18 protein-coding genes are annotated in these 18,437 nt (G+C 62.2%); 2 read left to right on the top strand and 16 right to left on the bottom strand.

Translation table 11 applies throughout. From position 1 onward, the window contains the following. Positions 1–112 precede the first annotated feature (112 nt). Entirely contained in the window at positions 113–832 is a 720-nt protein-coding gene (locus PSH91_RS24945; protein ID WP_047226954.1) for a 16S rRNA (uracil(1498)-N(3))-methyltransferase, read from the top strand. A gap of 66 nt (positions 833–898) precedes the next feature. On the opposite strand, the gene PSH91_RS24950 is transcribed toward PSH91_RS24945, so the two are convergent. Next, complete coding sequence (locus tag PSH91_RS24950; protein ID WP_047226953.1) at positions 899–1,516, bottom strand: hemolysin III family protein; 618 nt, start codon at positions 1,514–1,516, stop codon at positions 899–901. 220 nt (positions 1,517–1,736) lie between these two features. Between PSH91_RS24950 and PSH91_RS24955 the strand changes: the two genes are divergently transcribed. Then, entirely contained in the window at positions 1,737–2,651 is a 915-nt protein-coding gene (locus PSH91_RS24955) for a LysR substrate-binding domain-containing protein (protein ID WP_305466907.1), read from the top strand. Positions 2,652–2,769: 118 nt separating this feature from the next. Here PSH91_RS24955 and madM read toward each other — a convergent pair whose 3' ends face one another. From madM to PSH91_RS25030, 15 genes are all read right to left on the bottom strand, one after another. After that, on the bottom strand, positions 2,770–3,534 hold the full coding sequence (gene madM, locus PSH91_RS24960) for a malonate transporter subunit MadM (protein WP_076386537.1): 765 nt from the start codon (positions 3,532–3,534) through the stop codon (positions 2,770–2,772). A gap of 5 nt (positions 3,535–3,539) precedes the next feature. Then, entirely contained in the window at positions 3,540–3,932 is a 393-nt protein-coding gene (madL, locus tag PSH91_RS24965) for a malonate transporter subunit MadL (RefSeq protein WP_047226951.1), read from the bottom strand. Between the two features lie 67 nt (positions 3,933–3,999). After that, entirely contained in the window at positions 4,000–4,920 is a 921-nt protein-coding gene (mdcH, locus tag PSH91_RS24970; protein ID WP_076383367.1) for a malonate decarboxylase subunit epsilon, read from the bottom strand. Then, positions 4,917–5,540 carry a malonate decarboxylase holo-ACP synthase gene (locus PSH91_RS24975; protein WP_274090672.1) on the bottom strand — a complete coding sequence of 208 codons (624 nt, stop codon included), beginning with the start codon at positions 5,538–5,540 and terminating at the stop codon, positions 4,917–4,919. Before PSH91_RS24975 ends, mdcH begins: the two co-directional genes overlap by 4 nt. Further along, positions 5,534–6,337: a biotin-independent malonate decarboxylase subunit gamma gene (gene mdcE / locus PSH91_RS24980; RefSeq protein WP_107323038.1), complete on the bottom strand. Its 804-nt coding sequence runs from the start codon at positions 6,335–6,337 to the stop codon at positions 5,534–5,536. Before mdcE ends, PSH91_RS24975 begins: the two co-directional genes overlap by 7 nt. Next, a complete protein-coding gene (locus PSH91_RS24985; protein ID WP_047226947.1) occupies positions 6,334–7,185 on the bottom strand; it encodes a biotin-independent malonate decarboxylase subunit beta in 852 nt (283 codons plus the stop codon). Before PSH91_RS24985 ends, mdcE begins: the two co-directional genes overlap by 4 nt. Continuing rightward, entirely contained in the window at positions 7,178–7,477 is a 300-nt protein-coding gene (locus PSH91_RS24990) for a malonate decarboxylase subunit delta (RefSeq protein WP_047226946.1), read from the bottom strand. Before PSH91_RS24990 ends, PSH91_RS24985 begins: the two co-directional genes overlap by 8 nt. Further along, the gene (locus PSH91_RS24995) at positions 7,477–8,352 is read right to left on the bottom strand and encodes a triphosphoribosyl-dephospho-CoA synthase (protein WP_274090671.1); all 876 of its coding nucleotides are present in this window, start codon (positions 8,350–8,352) and stop codon (positions 7,477–7,479) included. Before PSH91_RS24995 ends, PSH91_RS24990 begins: the two co-directional genes overlap by 1 nt. Then, a complete protein-coding gene (gene mdcA / locus PSH91_RS25000) occupies positions 8,353–10,023 on the bottom strand; it encodes a malonate decarboxylase subunit alpha (protein ID WP_047226944.1) in 1,671 nt (556 codons plus the stop codon). It abuts the gene before it with no gap. A gap of 194 nt (positions 10,024–10,217) precedes the next feature. After that, a complete protein-coding gene (gene mdoH, locus PSH91_RS25005) occupies positions 10,218–12,788 on the bottom strand; it encodes a glucans biosynthesis glucosyltransferase MdoH (protein WP_047226943.1) in 2,571 nt (856 codons plus the stop codon). Next, positions 12,781–14,520: a glucan biosynthesis protein G gene (locus PSH91_RS25010; RefSeq protein WP_218277732.1), complete on the bottom strand. Its 1,740-nt coding sequence runs from the start codon at positions 14,518–14,520 to the stop codon at positions 12,781–12,783. The genes mdoH and PSH91_RS25010 overlap by 8 nt, the downstream gene beginning before the upstream one ends. 349 nt (positions 14,521–14,869) lie before the next feature. Continuing rightward, on the bottom strand, positions 14,870–15,307 hold the full coding sequence (dtd, locus tag PSH91_RS25015) for a D-aminoacyl-tRNA deacylase (protein WP_076383364.1): 438 nt from the start codon (positions 15,305–15,307) through the stop codon (positions 14,870–14,872). Beyond that, positions 15,304–16,275, bottom strand: a complete 972-nt coding sequence (gene pip / locus PSH91_RS25020; protein ID WP_047226941.1) for a prolyl aminopeptidase — start codon at positions 16,273–16,275, stop codon at positions 15,304–15,306. The genes dtd and pip overlap by 4 nt, the downstream gene beginning before the upstream one ends. Before the next feature lie 105 nt (positions 16,276–16,380). Further along, the gene (locus PSH91_RS25025; protein WP_305466908.1) at positions 16,381–17,295 is read right to left on the bottom strand and encodes an alpha/beta hydrolase; all 915 of its coding nucleotides are present in this window, start codon (positions 17,293–17,295) and stop codon (positions 16,381–16,383) included. 181 nt (positions 17,296–17,476) lie between these two features. Then, positions 17,477–18,424, bottom strand: coding sequence for a choline ABC transporter substrate-binding protein (locus PSH91_RS25030; RefSeq protein ID WP_047226939.1), 948 nt, complete (start codon positions 18,422–18,424; stop codon positions 17,477–17,479). Positions 18,425–18,437 lie beyond the last annotated feature (13 nt).

Raw genomic sequence — 18,437 nt, forward strand, 5'->3', positions numbered from 1 at the left:
ACCGGACATTCCGATACTTCAGGCAAATCGCGTTGTAAGCATTTGGGGTTGCTTCGCAGCCCAGCGGGGATAAATCCCCTCGCCACAGGTTTAACTTTTTCAGAGATTCGAAATGAGACTGTCCCGCTTCTTCATCGACGCCCCCCTCAGCCTCGGCGCTCACGAACTGCCCGAAGCCCAGGCCCACTACATCGGTCGGGTGCTGCGCATGGCCGAGGGCGATGCGGTGCAGGTGTTCGACGGCTCTGGCCAGGAGTTTCGCGGCACCCTGGCCGAAGTCGGCAAAAAACGCGTGCTTGTGCAGTTGAACGAACAATTCGCCGGGCAGGTTGAATCGCCCTTGCGCATCCACCTCGGTCAGGGCCTGTCCCGGGGCGAGCGCATGGACTGGGCGATCCAGAAAGCTACCGAACTGGGCGTCAACGAGATCACGCCGATTTTCAGCGAGCGCTGCGAAGTGCGCCTCAAGGACGAACGCGCCGACAAACGCCTGTTGCACTGGCGCCAGGTGGCGATCAGCGCTTGCGAGCAGTGCGGGCGCTCCACCGTGCCGGTGATCCACCCGCCGCTGCTACTGGCCGACTGGCTGAAGCAAACCGACGCCGAACTGAAACTGGTGCTGCACCCGGTGGCCGAGCCGCTGGTCAGCCATGCCAGACCGTCGAGCCTGGCCTTCCTGATCGGCCCCGAAGGCGGTTTGTCGGATGCCGAAGTGGCACAAGCCGGGACCGCCGGCTACCACGCCGCCCGCCTCGGCCCGCGCGTGCTGCGCACTGAAACCGCACCGGTGGTGGCACTGGCCGTGGCACAGCAGCTGTGGGGGGATTTCTAAAGTCGAATGAAGAAGCCGTGTGGGAGCGAGCCTGCTCCCTCCCACAGGACCAGCGGTGGTTATGAGCTAGAGCACATAGAACAAGATCGCCACAAAATGCAGCAAACTGCCGGCGATCACGAACAGATGCCAGATGCCATGGGCGTGCCGCAACCGATGGTCCAGCGCGAAAAAGACAATGCCGACGGTGTACAACACACCACCCGAAGCCAGCCAGGCAAAGCCGGCGCTGCCCAAGGCGGCCAATAACGGTTTGACCGCCACCAGCACGATCCAGCCCATCACCGCGTAGATCACGATCGACAGGATTCGTGCTTCAGAGCGCGGCTTGATCTCCTGCAAGATCCCGATCAGCGCCAGCCCCCAGACAATCCCGAACAAGGTCCAGCCCCACGGCCCGCGCAGGGTGACCAGGCAGAACGGCGTATAGCTGCCGGCGATCAGCAGATAGATCGAAAAGTGATCGACCTTCTGCATGATTGCTTTCTTGCGCCCGCGCACACTGTGGTAAACCGTCGAAGCGCTGTACAGCACCAGCAAGGTGAAACCGTAGATCGCCACGCTGACGATCTTCCACGCATCGCCCGTCATCCCGGCAATTACCAGCAACCACACCGCCCCGATAAAAGCCGCCACCGCCCCGACCAGGTGGGTCCAGGCGTTGAGTCGCTCTCCGTGATACATCCAGTCCCACCTCACATTCCAAAACAGACGCCAAGGCTCAGGCTTGGCGCTACAAAGTGCAATGTTTAGCTCTCTGTGGGAGCAAGGCTTGCCCGCGATGAAGATAACGCGGTGCCTCAGGAGCCTAGTCGCCTGCATCGCGAGCAAGCTTTGCTCCCACAGATCAACATCCTCCTACCGATTGGGGCACAATCGGGCGATACGAATAAGAGTCCACCCCATGCTGATCGACGAAGAATTGACCCTGAAAAAACTCGAGGTGTTCCTGGCGTTCATGCGCACCGGCAATCTTGCGCGGGCGGCGGCCGAGTTGCAGACCAGCAACGTCAGCGTACACCGGGCCATTCACTCGTTGGAAAGCGCCTTGCGTTGCCCGTTGTTCAAGCACGAGGGCCGCAACCTCACCCCCCTGGAAAGCGCTTACGTGCTGGAAGAACGCACACAGAAGCTGATCCAGGACGTGATCGAAAGCGTGCGCCTGACCCGTGAAGCCGCCGGGTTTTCCGCGGAGCGGTTCAAGCTCGGCTCGCTGTATTCACTGACGGTCAAGACCGTGCCGCAGTTGATCATGGACCTGAAAATCCGCCGCAGCGAACTGAACATCGACCTGATCCTGGGCTCGAACATCGACCTGCTGTACAAGCTCAAGAACATGGAGGTGGACGCCATCCTGATCTCCCTGGACGACAGCGTGAACGACCCTGACTGCGAGCATATCGAGCTGTTTTCAGACGACATTTTTCTCGCCACGCCAGCCGATTCAGCCTTCGCCCAACGCAGTGAAGTGGACCTGGCCGAAGTGTGCAACGAAACCTTCATCACCCTCACCCAGGGCTTCGCCACTCATCAGGATGGTAATCGAGTGTTCAAGCAGGCGGGGTTCGAGCCGAAGGTGGCGATGCAGGTCAACGACATCTTCACCCTGCTGAGCATGGTCAGCTCCGGGGTCGGTTATGCCTTGCTGCCGGGACGGATTGCGGCGGTGTATGAAAACCGGGTGAAACTGATCCCGTTGCAGGAAAAGTATCGGCTTCAGCAGCACATCGGCGTGGTATTCCTGAAGGCCAAGGAGCGCGATCCGAATTTGCTGGCGTTGCTGGCGGAGTGCCGGATGTATGCCAATCGCCAGGCTTGAGACCCAGTCGCCTTCATCGCGAGCAGGCTCGCTCCCACACGGGATGGTGAACACCGATCCAATGTGGGAGCGAGCCTGCTCGCGATGAGGACAGCCCGCTCTCAGCAAATTCAAAGCCTTAGCCCAACAACCCCCGCATGATCAGATACAACAGCGAAGGCCCGAGCAAGCACCCGAGCGCCGTGTAGAACGCCGCCGTCAGGCAACCATACGGCACCAGTTTCGGATCGGTGGCCGCCAGGCCGCCGGCCACGCCGCTGGAAGTGCCCATCAACCCGCCAAAGATCACCGCACTGCGCGGATTGTTAAGGCCAATAAAGGGTGCCACGAACGGCGTCGCCACCATCACCAGGATCGCCTTGATCAAACCGGCGGCGATGGACAGCGCCATCACCTCGGAACTGGCACCGATCGCCGCGCCAGTGACCGGCCCGACGATGTAGGTCACCGCTCCGGCGCCGATGGTGGTCAGGCTCACCGCGTCGGTGTAACCGAAGGCCATCGCCACTCCGACACCGGCGATGAACGAGGTGGCCACCCCGACGAACAACGCCAGCACCCCGACGAAACCAGCGCGCTTGAGCTCCTCGACACTCACCCCAAACGCCGTGGCGACAATGGCGAAGTCACGCAGCATGGCGCCGCCCAGCAGGCCGATGCCCGAGAGCAGCGGAATGTCTACTACACCCTTCTGCCCGCCGGTCATCGCACCGCCGATGTACGACAGCACCAACCCCAGGAGAATCGCGATGGCCGAACCGTGCAGGCGGCCCTTGGTGAACGTGTCGCTGATCCAGTACGACACCCACATGGTGATGCCGACAATCGCAAAGCCACTGAGCAGACCGTAGCCGGTGATCACTTTCATCATTGATTCGTACATGGCAATCACCCGACTGTCTTGGCGGAAACATCGGTTTCAGGCCCTTTGTTGCCGATGCGCACCAGCACCGGCACCATCGCAAAGGCAATCACCACCGCCAGGGTCCCAGCCAGAATCGCCATTGGCCCGCCCTTGAGCGCGCCATAGACGTTTTGCTGGGCCGCCATCGCGACCACGATAGGAATGTAGATCGCACTCCAGAATTCCACGCCGGCTTCGGATTTGCCCTTGAACAGGCCGCGTTTGCTCAGGTAACTGCCCAGGCCGATCAACAGCAGCATCGCAATGCCGACACCGCCGACGTTGGCCGGCACGCCGATCAGTTTGCCCAGCAGCTCACCGATGAAAATACCCGCCAGGGTACAAAAGGCCAAAAACGCCACACCGTAAATAATCATTGTTGTAGTCCTCAAAGTGCATCGTCGAAGTTGTTGTTTTTGTGCTTCGCCAGCTTGAGTCGGTGGTTTAGGGTCGGCGGCGTCCCTCCTCTCTGAGCAGCGTCTGCAAGGTGTCCAGGCGCGCACCGTCGAAGGCAATGACGGTGCCCTGCTCGAACACCCGACGCGCCAGTCCCGTCAAAACCGCACCGGGTGGCAGTTCGATCTGTAACCGCACGCCTCGCTCGTAGGCGCTTTGCACGGTGCCGCGCCAATCCACCACGCGGCACATGTTGAAGGCCAGGTCCTCACGCAAGGCGTCGGTGTTCACCACGGGCCGGGCACGACTGCCGCTCAGATAACCCAAAGCGGGCGCTTTCAACGACACGTCGGCAAACACCTGGGCCAACGCCCGGGCCGGGACCTCCAGCAACGGGCAGTGGGACGGTACGCTCACCGCCAGCCGACACGCTTTCGCGGCGCCCTGGCGGCGTGCTCTCTCGGCAACGCTGGCCATGGCCTCGTCACTGCCAGCGATGACCACCTGGTTATCGGCATTGATGTTGGCCAGGTAAACCGGCGTCATGGCGCTGTGTACCTGCGCGAGCAACGCCTCCACTGTCGCCAGATCAAGGCCGATGATCGCCGTCATGCCGTAGCCTCGCGGATACGCCTGCTGCATCAGTTCGCCACGCAGGCTGACCAGGCGCAATGCATCATCGAACCCCAGCGCACCAGCCACCACCGCCGCCGGGTACGCGCCGATGGACAGGCCCGCGACGTAATCCGGCACAGGTGCCTGTTCCAACAATTGCCGGGCCGCCGCGACACCGGCGATCAACAGACACAGTTGTACGGCTCGGGTCGATTGCAACGCCTCGGTGCTGTCCAGCTGTCGTACGTTTTCGCCCAGCACTTCACAGGCCAGTTCCAGCAGTTGCGGCGACACGCCCTGGAGCATGCCCGCTCGCTGCGCACCCTGGCCGGGGAATACCAAAAGGCTGCTCACGCCACTTGCTCCAGCGCCGGTTGCCATGGATCGGTCACCAGACGCGCCTGAAGATTATCCTTGAGCAACACCCGCCGCGCCGAGCCTGCCCACTCGCGCAGGGCGACGGCGCCGAAAGGGGTTTGCAGTTGCATGTCTACGGCGCACGTCGAACCGTCCAGTTGCGCCAACAAATCCCTGGCCTGAATACGATCCAGCGGATCCGGTGTGCGCAGGATCAAGTCCAGATCGCTGCGTGCATGCAGCGCCTCGATGCCACTGGCCAGTTCAAATCCGGCGCTGCCGCTGACGCCCCAGATCCAGCCGCTGGCATCCAGCATCGGCCGCACTTGAGCGAGCGCCTGCAACGCCGGCAATTCACGGCGCAATGCGACATGGCAAAGGTCCTCCGGGCGCACCCGGCGCTGGATCGCCGCCACCGGCATCGACGTGGCGTAACGCTGTTCCCGCGAGACGCCTCGCACGCCCACGGCAATTTGTCCCGGCGCGGTGATCGCTCGCCGCACCACCACCGGCTGCTCAAGGCTCAAGGACTCAATGACCCACGCCGGCGCATCCGCAGGCAACGCCTGTGGAGTCATTCCCCATAGCAGGTCGTGGGCCAGGAAGGTGCTCACCACTGCGCTCTCAACAATTGGCGAACGGTGCTGGACGCCGCACGATGCGTCGCCCCGAGACGGCTGCTCAGGTCCCGAGGCGCACCTGCCACTTCGTTGATCGCCTGTTGCAGACAATCCCTGACCCGTGCCAGATCCGCCGCGTTTGGCTGTTCGATCTGCTCCACCGACAGGGTTTCCCAGAGCAAACCGAGGCTGGCGAAACTGTCGATGTCGTAGGCCATCGGCGGCACGCTGGCGGCCAGGGCCTCAAGCTCTTCGACACTACGCAGGGTCACCCGCGCCGCCGAGGCCTTGCCCATGGCGTGGACCATCACGCCCGGATCACGCAAGGCGATCAACCGGTTGGCCTGATAACCGTGGGCCAGGAACGCCCCGGACATCGCCTTGCCCACCAGCAAACCAATCACCGGATGCCCGGCCAGCCGCGCTCGGGCATAACTGTCTGCGGCACCGGCCAGGGCCTGATGAATGCCGAGGGCTTCTTCGCGACGACCATAGGCCTGGCTCGGCACATCGACGATGGCAATCAGCGCGCGCTTGCTGGACGCATCACGGTCGGCGTCAATAGCCTCATCCACGGCCTTGGCCAAGCCCCAGCCTTCCAGCAAACCGACTTCGCCGTTGCGGGCACGAGGGAAACGGCTATCGGGATCGGCCACGACGGCCAACAGCCGCACGTTCTGCTCGCCCAGCGTGACGTCGGCCACTTTCAGAGAAGCGGGCAATCCTGCCAACGGCGTGGCGCCGTCGCTCAGAGCCGCGAACCAGCGCAAGCCTCTCAACGAATACGAATTCATGGGCGTTCTCCCTGATACAGCTGGCGAACCGCGGCCGGTTCGATTTGCACTTCAGTGTCCAGTCGGGCCAAACGTTGCAGGAACACTTCGGCCTGACCGCTGCGGTGCTCGGCGGGTACACCCAACTGCAACAACTGGCTGACTTGCTCGCGGATCTGCGCCACGTCATCAGCCACATAGCGGTCCACCAACCCGGTGGCGAAGCGTTGCTCACCGCCGGTCAGGCTCCAGATGAACGGCCGATCACGCGAGTCGTACTCGTCGATCCCGGCTTCCTGCTCGATCACTTGCGGACCGTTCAGGCCCAGTCGCGCTTCCTGGGTCACCAGCAGATAGCTGCACAGCCCAGCGGCGATGGACATGCCGCCAAAACAACCGACGCTGCCGGCCACCACGCCGATGACGGGCTGGTACTGGCGCAAGTCGACAATCGCCGAATGAATCTCGGCAATCGCCGCCAGCCCCAGATTGGCCTCTTGCAGACGCACGCCGCCGGTTTCCAGCAGCAACACGGCGCGGGTCGGGATGCCCTTGCGGTTGTCTTCAGCGGCCAGCTCCAGCGCGCCGGCGATCTTCGCCCCGCCGACTTCGCCAAGGCTGCCACCCTGGAACGCGCCTTCGATGGCCGCGATCACCACCGGCAGGCCATCCAGCAAGCCCTTGGCGATCACCACCCCGTCGTCGCTTTGCGGCACCACGCCCTGGCGCAGCAGCCACGGCGACATGACTCGCTGGAAGGGGTCGAGCAGTTCACGGAACGAACCGTTATCCAGCAGGGCCTTGGCCCGTTGCCGGGCACCCAGCTCGACGAAGCTGTGTTTGTTGAGCAACGCGGCGCTGTCAGTCATGGCCGATCTCCTCGAAGCCCTGTTCCAGGCGCAAACGCACCACCCCGGGGGTGGCGCCGAAATCGTGGATGTCGATCGCCAGGGCCGGCGGCATCTGGCCGTCGAACATGCGGGCGAACAGGTGTTGCCAGCGTTGTTCACTGCCGTTGACCGAGGTCTGCACCTGAATGGTCAACTTGCCCGCCAGGCCCGGCTCGATCAGCACTTCCAGGTCGCCCGAGCCGACACAGCCCACCAGCGCCCGGCCCCGTGGCGGCTGCCCGGCGGGAAATTCAAAGGATAAGGTTTGCATCAGCACACTCCTGGGAAGAGGCCATCGCCGCGCTCGATACGGTCGAGGAACAGGCAGGCGGCGAGCAAGTCAGCAGCGCCGCCGGGCGAGGCGTTCATGGCAATCAGTTGTTGGTCCAGCGCATGCAATTGGCGACGACCGCCCAGGCTCGCGCTGCCACCGGCGTCGAGCACCGCTCTGGCGCCGTGCTGCATGGCCTGCAAACCGGGCTCACCGGCGCGGTAGAGCACGCAGGTGTCGGCCAATGTCGTCATGATCGCCAACAAGGCATCGAGCCGGGCGTTCTGTTCTCCCGCTCCCGCCGCGCGACTGCGCTTGAGTTGTGGCAGGCCCAAGCCGGTGACGGCTGGGAATGCCAGTTGCGCTTCTTCCCGGGCACCGCGCACGCCGTAGCGTTGGGCCACTTGAGCGCCATGGCTGAAAGGTTTGGGGGCGTAGCGATCGTTAAGCAAGGCCAGGCGGGCGGCACGTAAAGTGACGGCGCTGGCGACGCTGGATTCAGGTTCCAGCGCGGCCGCAGCCACCAACAACCCCAATGCCCAGATCGCGCCACGGTGGGTGTTCACACCATCGGTGGTAGCGAGCATCGCCGCTTCCCCCTCACGGCCGATCCGCCCAAGGGCTTCGCGCAACGGCAGGCCGATCTCGCCGCATTCAAGGGCGGCGTCGGCCATTTCCTTGAATGCCGGCCACAGCGACAGCGCCGAAGCGTGCATCAGCCCCAAGTGCAGATCAGTGTGGGCGCCATTGCCGCGCCGATCCACCAGGGCCGGTTTGGGTGACAGGTCGGCTTCGTCGATCAGCGCGTCCACGGCCATATCCGCCAAGCGCTCGGCCAAGGTCAATTTTTTCGGTTGCAGGTTGAAGGCGTGCATTTACCAACTCCTGAACTTGGCGGGCGGGTTGTAGAGACCACCGGACCACTCCACCAGATCGGCCACGCTCTTGGCGGCGAGCAACTCGCGGGTGGCATCGGTGCGACGAATGCCGAGGTCTTCAGGCAGGGCAATCAAGCCTTCGCGGCGCATACGGGCAGTGTCTTTCGGGTTATGGCGCAAACCGATGGCAGTGACCCCGGCCACGGCCGCGATCATTGCCTGACGCTCTTCCAGGGAGCGGGCCTTGTACAGGTAGGCGATGCCTTCTTCGGTGAGCAAATGGGTGACGTCGTCGCCGTAGATCATGATCGGTGCCAGGGGCATGCCGGCTTTTTTCGCCACCTCCACCGCGTCGAGGGTTTCGACGAAGGTGGGTTTGCCGCCCTCCTGGAAGGTCTCGACCATCTGCACCACCAGTTTCTTGCCGCGCTCAAGCAGCGGCGCCTCACCATCGCCGTGGCGCATGTCGAGCCAGGCCGGCGTGCCGTGACGGCGCCCCCGCGGGTCGTGGCCCATGTTCGGCGCACCGCCGAAACCGGCCAGTCGGCCACGGGTCACCGTCGAAGAATGTCCGTCACCGTCCACCTGCAAAGTGGCGCCGATGAACAGGTCCACCGCGTATTGCCCGGCCAGTTGGCAGACCATGCGGTTGGAGCGCAGCGAGCCGTCATGACCGGTGAAGAACACGTCCGGCCGCGCGGCGATGTAGTTTTCCATGCCCAGTTCGGTGCCAAAGCAATGCACGCTTTCGACCCAGCCGCTTTCGATGGCCGGAATCAGGGTTGGATGGGGATTGAGGGTCCAGTTACGGCAGATCTTGCCCTTCAGGCCGAGGGACTCGCCGTAGGTCGGCAGGATCAGCTCGATGGCGGCGGTGTTGAACCCGATGCCGTGATTGAGGGACTGGACATTGTGTTTTTCGTAGATCCCGCGGATGGCCATCATCGCCATCAACACATGCACCGGCTTGATGTGGCGCGGGTCGCGAGTGAACAACGGTTCGATGTAGAACGGCTTGTCGGCCACCACCACGAAATCGACCCAGGACGCCGGGATATCAACCCGTGGCAGGTCGCTGACATCGTCCACCAATTGGTTGACCTGGACGATGACGATGCCATCGCTGAAGGCCGCCGGCTCGATCAGCGCGGGGGTATCTTCGGTGCTGGGGCCGGTGTAGATATTGCCGGCACGGTCGGCCATGAACCCGGCCGAGAGCACTACATTGGGAATCAGGTCCACCACCAACCGGGCATAGAGCTCGATGTAGGTGTGGATCGCGCCGACTTCCAGCAGCCCGTCTTCGAGCAACTGGCTGATGCGCAGGCTCTGGGTTCCGGCGAAGGAAAAATCCAGCTTGCGGGCAATGCCGCGTTCGAACAGGTCCAGGTGTTCGGAGCGACCGACGCTGGGCATGATCATGTGCAGGTCGTGCAGCTTCGCCGGGTCGACTTTGGCCAGAGAGCGTGACAGGAAATCCGCCTGCTTCTGGTTATTGCCTTCCAGCACCACGCGATCGCCCGGCAGAATCAACGCCTCCAGCGCCGCAACGATCTTGTCGGTGGGCAACACCACACCGTCGGCAAGCCCCTTCACCAGCTCGAGACGCCGCTGCTTTTCGCAACGCCGCCGCGTCCAGCGCGAGTCGGGGGATATTGTTGTTGTCATGACCACTCCACGGGTTCGCTGTCGTGGAGGCCACATTAGGAGTGTTGTGGCGAGGGCATCAATCAAGCTAAGTGGCGAACTGTTACGGTTAGGGTAATGGTCTGCGCATAGGGTCCATTCGGGCGGTATTCACATACTCAAACAGCCCCCAACAAAAAGCCCCGCTTCCTTTCAGAAGCGGGGCTTTTTGCGTATCAGGCCAGTTGAGGCTGTGCGCTCATGGGCTGAAGCGGCAGTAACGGAGCGTGGGGATCGGCCTTGACCGATGCACGCCACGCCGACAGCCATTCGGTATGCCCCTCGCTCCAGACCTGCTCATGCAGGCGGGACAGGGCCACCGGGTCGCTCAGCAGCGCCAGTCGCTCGCTGTTGTTCAGGCCCGCCGGGCCAACCTTGAGGGCATGACGAACCCGTTCGATCCGCAGCCATTCGATCGGCTCGGCCTGGCCGTGACGCGAGGTGGCCAGCGCAAAGGCCAGGGCGTTCTGTTGCGGATCGACCACTGCGCGGATGAAACCATCGTTCAGCGCATGCCAACGGTTTTCATGGGTGTACTGGTCGGTCGACAGCAGTTCCTGTGGCGGTGCGTATTCCTCGGGGATCAGGAACAGGCTTTCATCGCGGGACTTCAAGCCAAGGCCCACTCGGCTGGAGATCACCGACACCGGAATCGACAGCATCAGCGAACCGACGATCGGCACCAACCACCACAAAAAGCTCGGGTTCAGCCAGATCACCAGCAAGGCCCAGAAGAAGCCCAGCAGGGTTTGCGGGCCGTGGCGCTTGACGGCTTCGCTCCAGGGCGTGGAGTCGTCGTCACGCTTGGGTGAATTCCAGGTAGCGGCCCAACCCAGGAAGGCGGCGAGCACGAAGCGGGTGTGGAAAATCATCCGCACCGGCGCCAGCAGCATGGAGAACAACATCTCCAGCAGCATCGACATCGTTACCTTGAACTTGCCACCAAACTCTTTCGCGCCCTTGGCCCAGATCAGGATGATGCTCAGCAGCTTGGGCAGGAACAGCAACACGATGGTGGTGGAGAACAGCGCGATGGCTTTTTCCGGATGCCACTGCGGCCACAACGGGTACAACTGGCGTGGCTCGAGGAAGTATTGCGGTTCCATCAGCGTGTTCACCGCCAGCAGCGCGGTGGATAGCACCAGGAAGAAGAACCACAGCGGTGCCGACAGATAGGACATCACGCCGGTCAGGAATACCGCGCGATGCACCGGGTGCATGCCCTTGACCAGGAACAGCCGGAAGTTCATCAGGTTACCGTGGCACCAGCGACGGTCACGCTTGAGTTCGTCCAGCAGGTTCGGCGGCAACTCTTCATAGCTGCCCGGCAAGTCATAGGCAATCCAGACGCCCCAGCCGGCACGGCGCATCAGCGCTGCTTCAACGAAGTCGTGGGACAGGATGGCCCCGGCGAACGCCCCTTTACCAGGCAACGGCGCCAGGGCGCAGTGCTCGATGAACGGCTTCATGCGGATGATCGCGTTGTGACCCCAGTAGTGGGATTCCCCCAACTGCCAGAAGTGCAGGCCGGCGGTGAACAACGGACCGTACACCCGAGTGGCGAATTGCTGCATGCGCGCATACAGCGTGTCCATGCCCGAGGCGCGTGGCGCGGTCTGGATGATGCCAGCATCCGGCGTGGCTTCCATCAGGCGCACCAGGCTGGTCAGGCACTCGCCGCTCATCACGCTGTCGGCGTCGAGCACGACCATGTACTTGTAGTCACTGCCCCAGCGACGGCAGAAGTCGTCGAGGTTACCGCTCTTGCGCTTGACGCGACGACGACGGCGGCGATAGAAAATCTTGCCAAAGCCCCCGGCTTCACGGCAGACGTCCAGCCAGGCTTGCTGCTCGGCGACACAGATATCGGTTTCGTTACTGTCGCTGAGTACGAAGAAGTCGAAACGATCCAGGTCCCCGGTGGCCGCAACCGACTCGAACGTGGCGCGCAAACCGGCGAACACTCGCGGCACGTCCTCGTTGCAGATCGGCATCACCAGCGCGGTGCGGGCGTCCTTGGGAATTGGCTCGTTGCCGGCACTGGCACCGGAGATGCGGTACTTGTCGTGACCGGTCAGCAACTCGAGAAAACCCATCAGCGCCGTCCAGAAACCGGCCGATACCCAGCAGAACAGGATCCCGAACAGAATCAGGATGCTGGTCTGCAATGCATAGGGCAGCACCTGGGTAGCGGTCTGCAACAGCGGCTGGTGCAGGACTTCGTCCAAGTCCACCAACGACCAGCCCTGGTACGGCATGATGCCCTTCATGTACCAGCCGGCGACGATGGTCTGGCCGAGCATCAGGATCAGCAGGATATAGCGACGGATCGAACCCACGGTGCGCCAGCGTGCGTGCGGCAGCACGCGCTCGTCCTTGGGTGGCTTCGGCGGGTTGGTGCGACCTGTCAGGCGACGCCAGGCGCGCACCAGGATATTGGTGCGCCACGGCTCCGGTACCACCTTGGTCCGACGAATCGGCGGTGTGGCTTTGAGACAGACACGCCCGCTGGCGTCGAGCGCCAGCATTTCGGCGTCTTCGAGTTCTTCGGCGGTGCTCAGGGTCAGCCGACGGCCCACCGAGGCTTGCGCCGCTTCGGTGGGTGCATCGAAAGTCGACGACGAAAGGCGCTCGTGCAACTCGCTGAAAGACTTGCAGCCCGCCAGCTCGGCACGCTGCGCATCGGTCATGGGCAAATGGGCCAGATACTCGCTGAGCGTCTCTGGCTGTACTGGAGTATTACTCATCGGCTGGCAACTGATAGCTCCAGGTCTCGGTCAGGACTTGTTCAGTCGGTTCCGGTTCCTGCGGGGTTGGGGTCGATTCAGCGGCAGTGGACGCGTTGTCGGCCTTGGCTTCTTTTTCCTGCTCTTTTTCTTGCGCGGTTTCCTTATCGCTCTGCTGCCTGGCGACCTTGTCAGCCTTGGCAAGGGTCGTGGTCACCGCATGGGACGCGGCCGGCGCTTCAACCGGAACCAACGGACGGACCAGCGCGGCGCGCAATTCAGTGGACTGTTTCGGGTCTTTGATCTTCAGTCGCAGGGTCAGGCGCCAGCCCTTGGTTTCAGGGTTGTAGCGCACGTTATTCTCGACGATCTCGCCGTTTTCGCCGACGCTCACCTGACTACGCACTTCGGCGTCTTCCGGCAGGGCTTGCAGGGAAGGACCTTCGAAGTCCACCAGATAAGCCACGCTGCCGTCCGGCTGACGGATCAGGTTGGACTGCTTCACGTCACCGGTCGAACGCAGGGTCTGCTTGACCCAGGCGCTGTCCGGCGAATGCAGGTTGGCTTCGTCGAGGGTCCAGTGCAGGCGATAGGCGAAGTCCAGCGGCTGACCTGGCTCAGGCAGCTTTTCCGGGCTCCAGAACGCCACGATGTTGTCGTTGGTTTCGTCAGCGGTCGGAATTTCAACCAGATCGACGGAGCCCTTGCCCCAATCGCCTTTCGGTTCGATCCAGGCACTTGGACGCTTGTCGTAGCGGTCATCGAGGTCTTCGTAGTGGCTGAAGTCACGACCGCGTTGCAGCAGGCCGAAACCACGCGGGTTTTCTACCGAGAAATTGCTCACGGCCAGGTGTTTCGGGTTGTTCAACGGGCGCCAGATCCACTCGCCGTTGCCGGCATGGATCGACAAGCCGCTGGAGTCGTGCAGCTCTCGACGGTAGTTCAGGATCTTGGACGGCTGGTTGGCGCCGAACAGGAACATGCTGGTCAACGGAGCAATGCCCAGCTTGGTGACGCGATCTCGCAGGAACACGCGCGACTTCACGTCGACGACGGTGTCGGTGCCCGGACGCAGGATCATGCGATAGGCACCGGTAGCCCGTGGCGAATCCAGCAGGGCGAAGATCACCAGGTGCTTATCGGTCGGCTTCGGACGCTGGATCCAGAACTCGCGAAAGCGCGGGAATTCTTCACCCGATGGCAGGGCGGTATCGATGGCCAGACCACGGGCGGACAAACCATAAACCTGGCCCTTGCCGATGACGCGGAAGTAGCTCGCGCCCAGCATGGTCATGATTTCGTCTTGCTTGTCAGCCTTGTTGATCGGGTACAGCACGCGAAAACCCGCGTAGCCCAGTTTCTCCGTGGACTTGGGATCGAACTTGACGTCACCGAAATCGAAGCGCGTCGGGTCATACTTGATTTCATCGACGGTGGTCGCGGTGATCTCGTTGATCTTCACCGGCGTGTCGAAATGCATGCCTTGGTGATAGAAGGACAGCCTGAACGGCGTCTTCTGATCTGCCCACTCGGCTTTTTCGGTGCGGAAACGGATTTTTTGATAGTCAGCGAATTTCATTTCGCGGAATTCGTTCGGCAGATTGCTGCGCGGGGCTTCGAATTTTTGCCCGGCCAGTTCTTGAGCCTTCGCCGATACATCATCCAGGCTGAATGCCCACAGTTGGCCCGCGCCAAACAGGCACAGCAGGGCCGAGCCCGCTACCAGAGCGTTTCTAAACCGTTTGGCAGTCATTTTTGGTGCATTACAGGGACTAACAATCACGAGCAACCCTCGCCGAAAACAGATCAAAAAACCAACGGCCAGATAAAGTATCTGCAAGGTATCGGCATTGAAATCCGCACCTGCAGGCCACTCTTGCCAAGTTGGCGAGCATTGTTCCGACTCCGATGGGACAAAATGATTCCCCAAACGGCCCAGGACAAGTCTCTACCTAAGTCAAATGGACCAGCGAACGCTGGTCCCCCGTAGCGCGCGATTATCTAGTAGCCCGCGTGACAACGCATCAGGGGTAACAAAGTATTTATCGAGAAAACTCCCTGTTTTGCCTCGAAACAGGACCGAAAAGATGTTTCAAACACTTTCAGACCTGTAACAGGAAGGTTACCGGGCCGTCGTTAACCAGATGCACCTGCATGTCGGCGCCGAATCTACCTGATGCCACAGTGCCATGCACCTGTTTCGCGTGGGTGAGCAGATAGTCAAAGAGTTCCTCGCCCAAGGCCGGAGGTGCGGCCGTCGAAAAGCTCGGGCGTAATCCGCTTTTGGTGTCCGCCGCCAGGGTGAACTGCGACACCAACAGCAAGCCACCGCCGACATCTGCCAGGGACAGGTTCATCTTGCCATCAGCGTCGCTGAACACCCTGTAGTTCAGTAGCTTGTGCAGCAACTTGTCGGCGCTGGCCCGGGTGTCCTCGGGCTCGACCGCCACCAGCACCAGCAGGCCCTGGTCCACCGCGCCAACGACTTCCCCTGCGACCTCGACCCGAGCGCCGCGGACCCGTTGCAACAGCCCCTTCATGCTTCTTCGGGCGGCAGGTCGAGCAGACGCCGGGCCATTTGGGCGGCGGCGCGCACCAACGCATCGGTAATACCCGGCTCCGAAGCGGCGTGACCGGCGTCGCGGATCACCTGCAGTTCGCTGTTGGGCCAGTTCTGATGCAGTTCCCAGGCATTGTCCAGCGGGCAGATCACATCGTAACGGCCGTGCACGATGACGCCCGGCAGATGGGCGATCTTGCCCATGTCTCGGATCAACTGGTTGGGTTCGAGAAAAGCGTTGTTGGTGAAGTAATGACACTCGATCCGGGCAATCGACAACGCCCGCTGCGGCTCGGAGAAGCGATCGACCACCAGCGGGTTCGGGCGCAAGGTCGCCGTGCGACCTTCCCAGGTCGACCAGGCCTTGGCCGCGTGCATCTGGGCGATCTGGTCATTGCCTGTCAGGCGTTTGTGGAAGGCAGCGAGCAGGTCGTCGCGCTCGTCCAGAGGGATCGGTGCGATGTAATCCTGCCAGTAATCGGGGAACAGGCGACTGGCGCCGGCCTGGTAGAACCACTCGATTTCCTGCGGACGGCAGAGAAAGATCCCACGCAGAATCAGGCCGTGTACCCGCTCGGGATGGGTCTGGGCGTAAGCCAAGGCCAGGGTCGAGCCCCAGGAGCCGCCAAACAGCACCCATTTTTCGATGCCCAAATGTTTGCGGATGCGCTCCAGATCTTCGACCAGATCCCAAGTGGTGTTGTTTTCAAGGCTGGCATGAGGGGTGGAGCGGCCACAGCCGCGCTGGTCGAAGGTAACGATGCGGTACAGGTTCGGATCGAAGTAGCGACGGCTCTGGGCATCGCAACCGGCACCCGGGCCACCGTGAATGAACACCACAGGCAGGCCTTCCGGGGAACCGCTTTCATCGACATAGAGCGTGTGGGTGTCATCGACAGCCAGATCGTGCCGGGCATGAGGTTTGATCTGCGGGTACAAAGTCTGCATTGCGCGCTCCGTAAGGGGTCGAGTCATCCCTGGGGGGACTTCTATTTAATCTGCCGTCCGGCATCATAAACCCGAATTACCCGAATGAGCATGTCCCCTGCGCAGTCAAAGCGTGTCAGCCAGATACGCCAGCAGTGTGCGATACATCTGATCGACCTCCGGCACTTGGCCCCGGCCACGTAAACAGCCGTGAACCAATCCTCCCCCAACATACAACACAGCATCCACACCTGCGCTGTTCAGCCGCTCGCTATAAAGGACGCCGTCGTCGCGCAACGGGTCCCATTGCGCCACGACGACCAGCGCTGGCGGCAGGTCGCTCAGGTCATCGGCGAGCAACGGCATGGCGAGGGAAGACGGTTGAGCGTCGCTCAGATAGAGGGCGTGATAACTGTCCAGATCGCTGCTGCTCAACAGTGGCGCATCGGCACATTCGCGCCGCGAGGGCAGATGGGCCGGGCCACCGAGGGCGGGATAAATCAGCACCTGACCCCGTGGCAGCGCTTGCCCGGCATCGCGCAAGGCCAGGCATAACGCGGCGGCGAGATTGCCTCCGGCGCTGTCACCGGCCACCAGCCGACGGCGAGGGTCGATGGCAAAGGGGGTGGCCGCCAGGTGATGCCACACGGCGAGGCAGTCTTCAAAGCCGGCGGGGAACGGATGCTCCGGCGCCAGTCGATAATCTACCGCCAGCACCAGCACGCCGAGGGTCGCGGCCAGTTCCATGCAGATGAAGTCGTGGGAGTCCAGATCACCCACCACCCAGCCGCCACCGTGCAGATAAAGGATGCATGGCCAGCCTTCGGACGGCGGCGCGCTCCGAGGGCAGTAAGCCCGCACGGCTACCCCGGCCAGCTCGAAATCCTCGACTGCCAGCGCTTGCGGGCATGGCGGGGTGAAGGCCCGGCACATCTGGCTGTAGGCCTGGCGTAGACCAGGGAGGCTGTTGTCCGGGGCGTTGAAGCTCAGGGTTTGGTCGATGAAGGCGGACATTGCCTGGGAGAGTGGATAAGTAGCCATGGAACGACGCCAACATAGAGGATCGGGATGGGCGCTGATTATGAGACGAGGGGATCTAAGTGGGAGCAAGGCTTGCCCGCGATGACGGCGGTACATTCAACATCAGTGTCGACTGACATATCGCCGTCGCGGGCAAGCCTTGCTCCTACAGATAAATCCCCTCGCCACGATCATCTAATCGTCAATTCTTGAGACTGGCCTGCACCGCCGCCACGCCATCCTTGCCGTCAAAACTGGTCACCCCGGTGAGCCAGCGCTGAAGATCCTCGGGGTGCTCACGCAGCCATTGCCGGGCGACGTCCTGGGGTGTCTTGCGCGCCATGATCGGCACCATCAACTGACTTTCCTGGGCGGCGGTGAAAGTGAGGTTTTCCAGCAAGCGGTTCACGTTCGGACAACGCTGGGCGTAGTCCGGCGCGGTGACGGTGGAGACCGTCGCGGCGCCTTCGTTCGGGCCGTAGACGTCTTCGCTGCCCGTCAGGTAGGTGATGTTCATATTGATGTTCATCGGGTGCGGGGTCCAGCCGACGAACACCACGAACTCCTTGCGATTCACCGCCCGCTGCACCGCCGCCAGCATCCCGGCCTCACCGGACTCGATCAGCTTGAAGTCCTTGAGGCCAAAGTGATTGGTTTCAATCATGGTCTTGATGGTGGTGTTGGCGCCGCTGCCCGGCTCGATGCCGTAGATTTTTCCGCCGAGCTGCTCCTTGAACCGGGCGATGTCGGCGAAAGTCTTGAGGCCCGCTGCGGCCACGTAGTCCGGCACCGCCAGCGTGGCTTGGGCATCGGCAAGGCTTGGCTGGTCCAGGACTCTCACCTGGTTGGCCGCCAGGAACGGAGCGATGTTGTTGTCCATCGCCGGTTTCCAGTAGCCCAGGAAGATATCGAGGCGCTTGTCACGAATGCCAGCGAAGATGATCTGCTGCACGGCGCTGGTCTGTTTGCTTTCATAACCCAGACCGGTGAGCAACACATCGGCCATGCCACTGGTGGCGATCACGTCGGTCCAGTTGACCACGCCCATGCGCACCGTCTGGCAGGACGCCGGCTCGGCGGCCATTGCCCCGCTGCTCAGGATGGCGGTACCGCAGAGGATCGACAGACAGCGTTTGAACAGTCTTTTCATCGGGAAGGTCTCG

Origin of the sequence: Pseudomonas sp. FP1154 (assembly GCF_030687245.1) — a bacterium.
GTDB classification, from domain to species: domain Bacteria; phylum Pseudomonadota; class Gammaproteobacteria; order Pseudomonadales; family Pseudomonadaceae; genus Aquipseudomonas; species Aquipseudomonas rhizophila.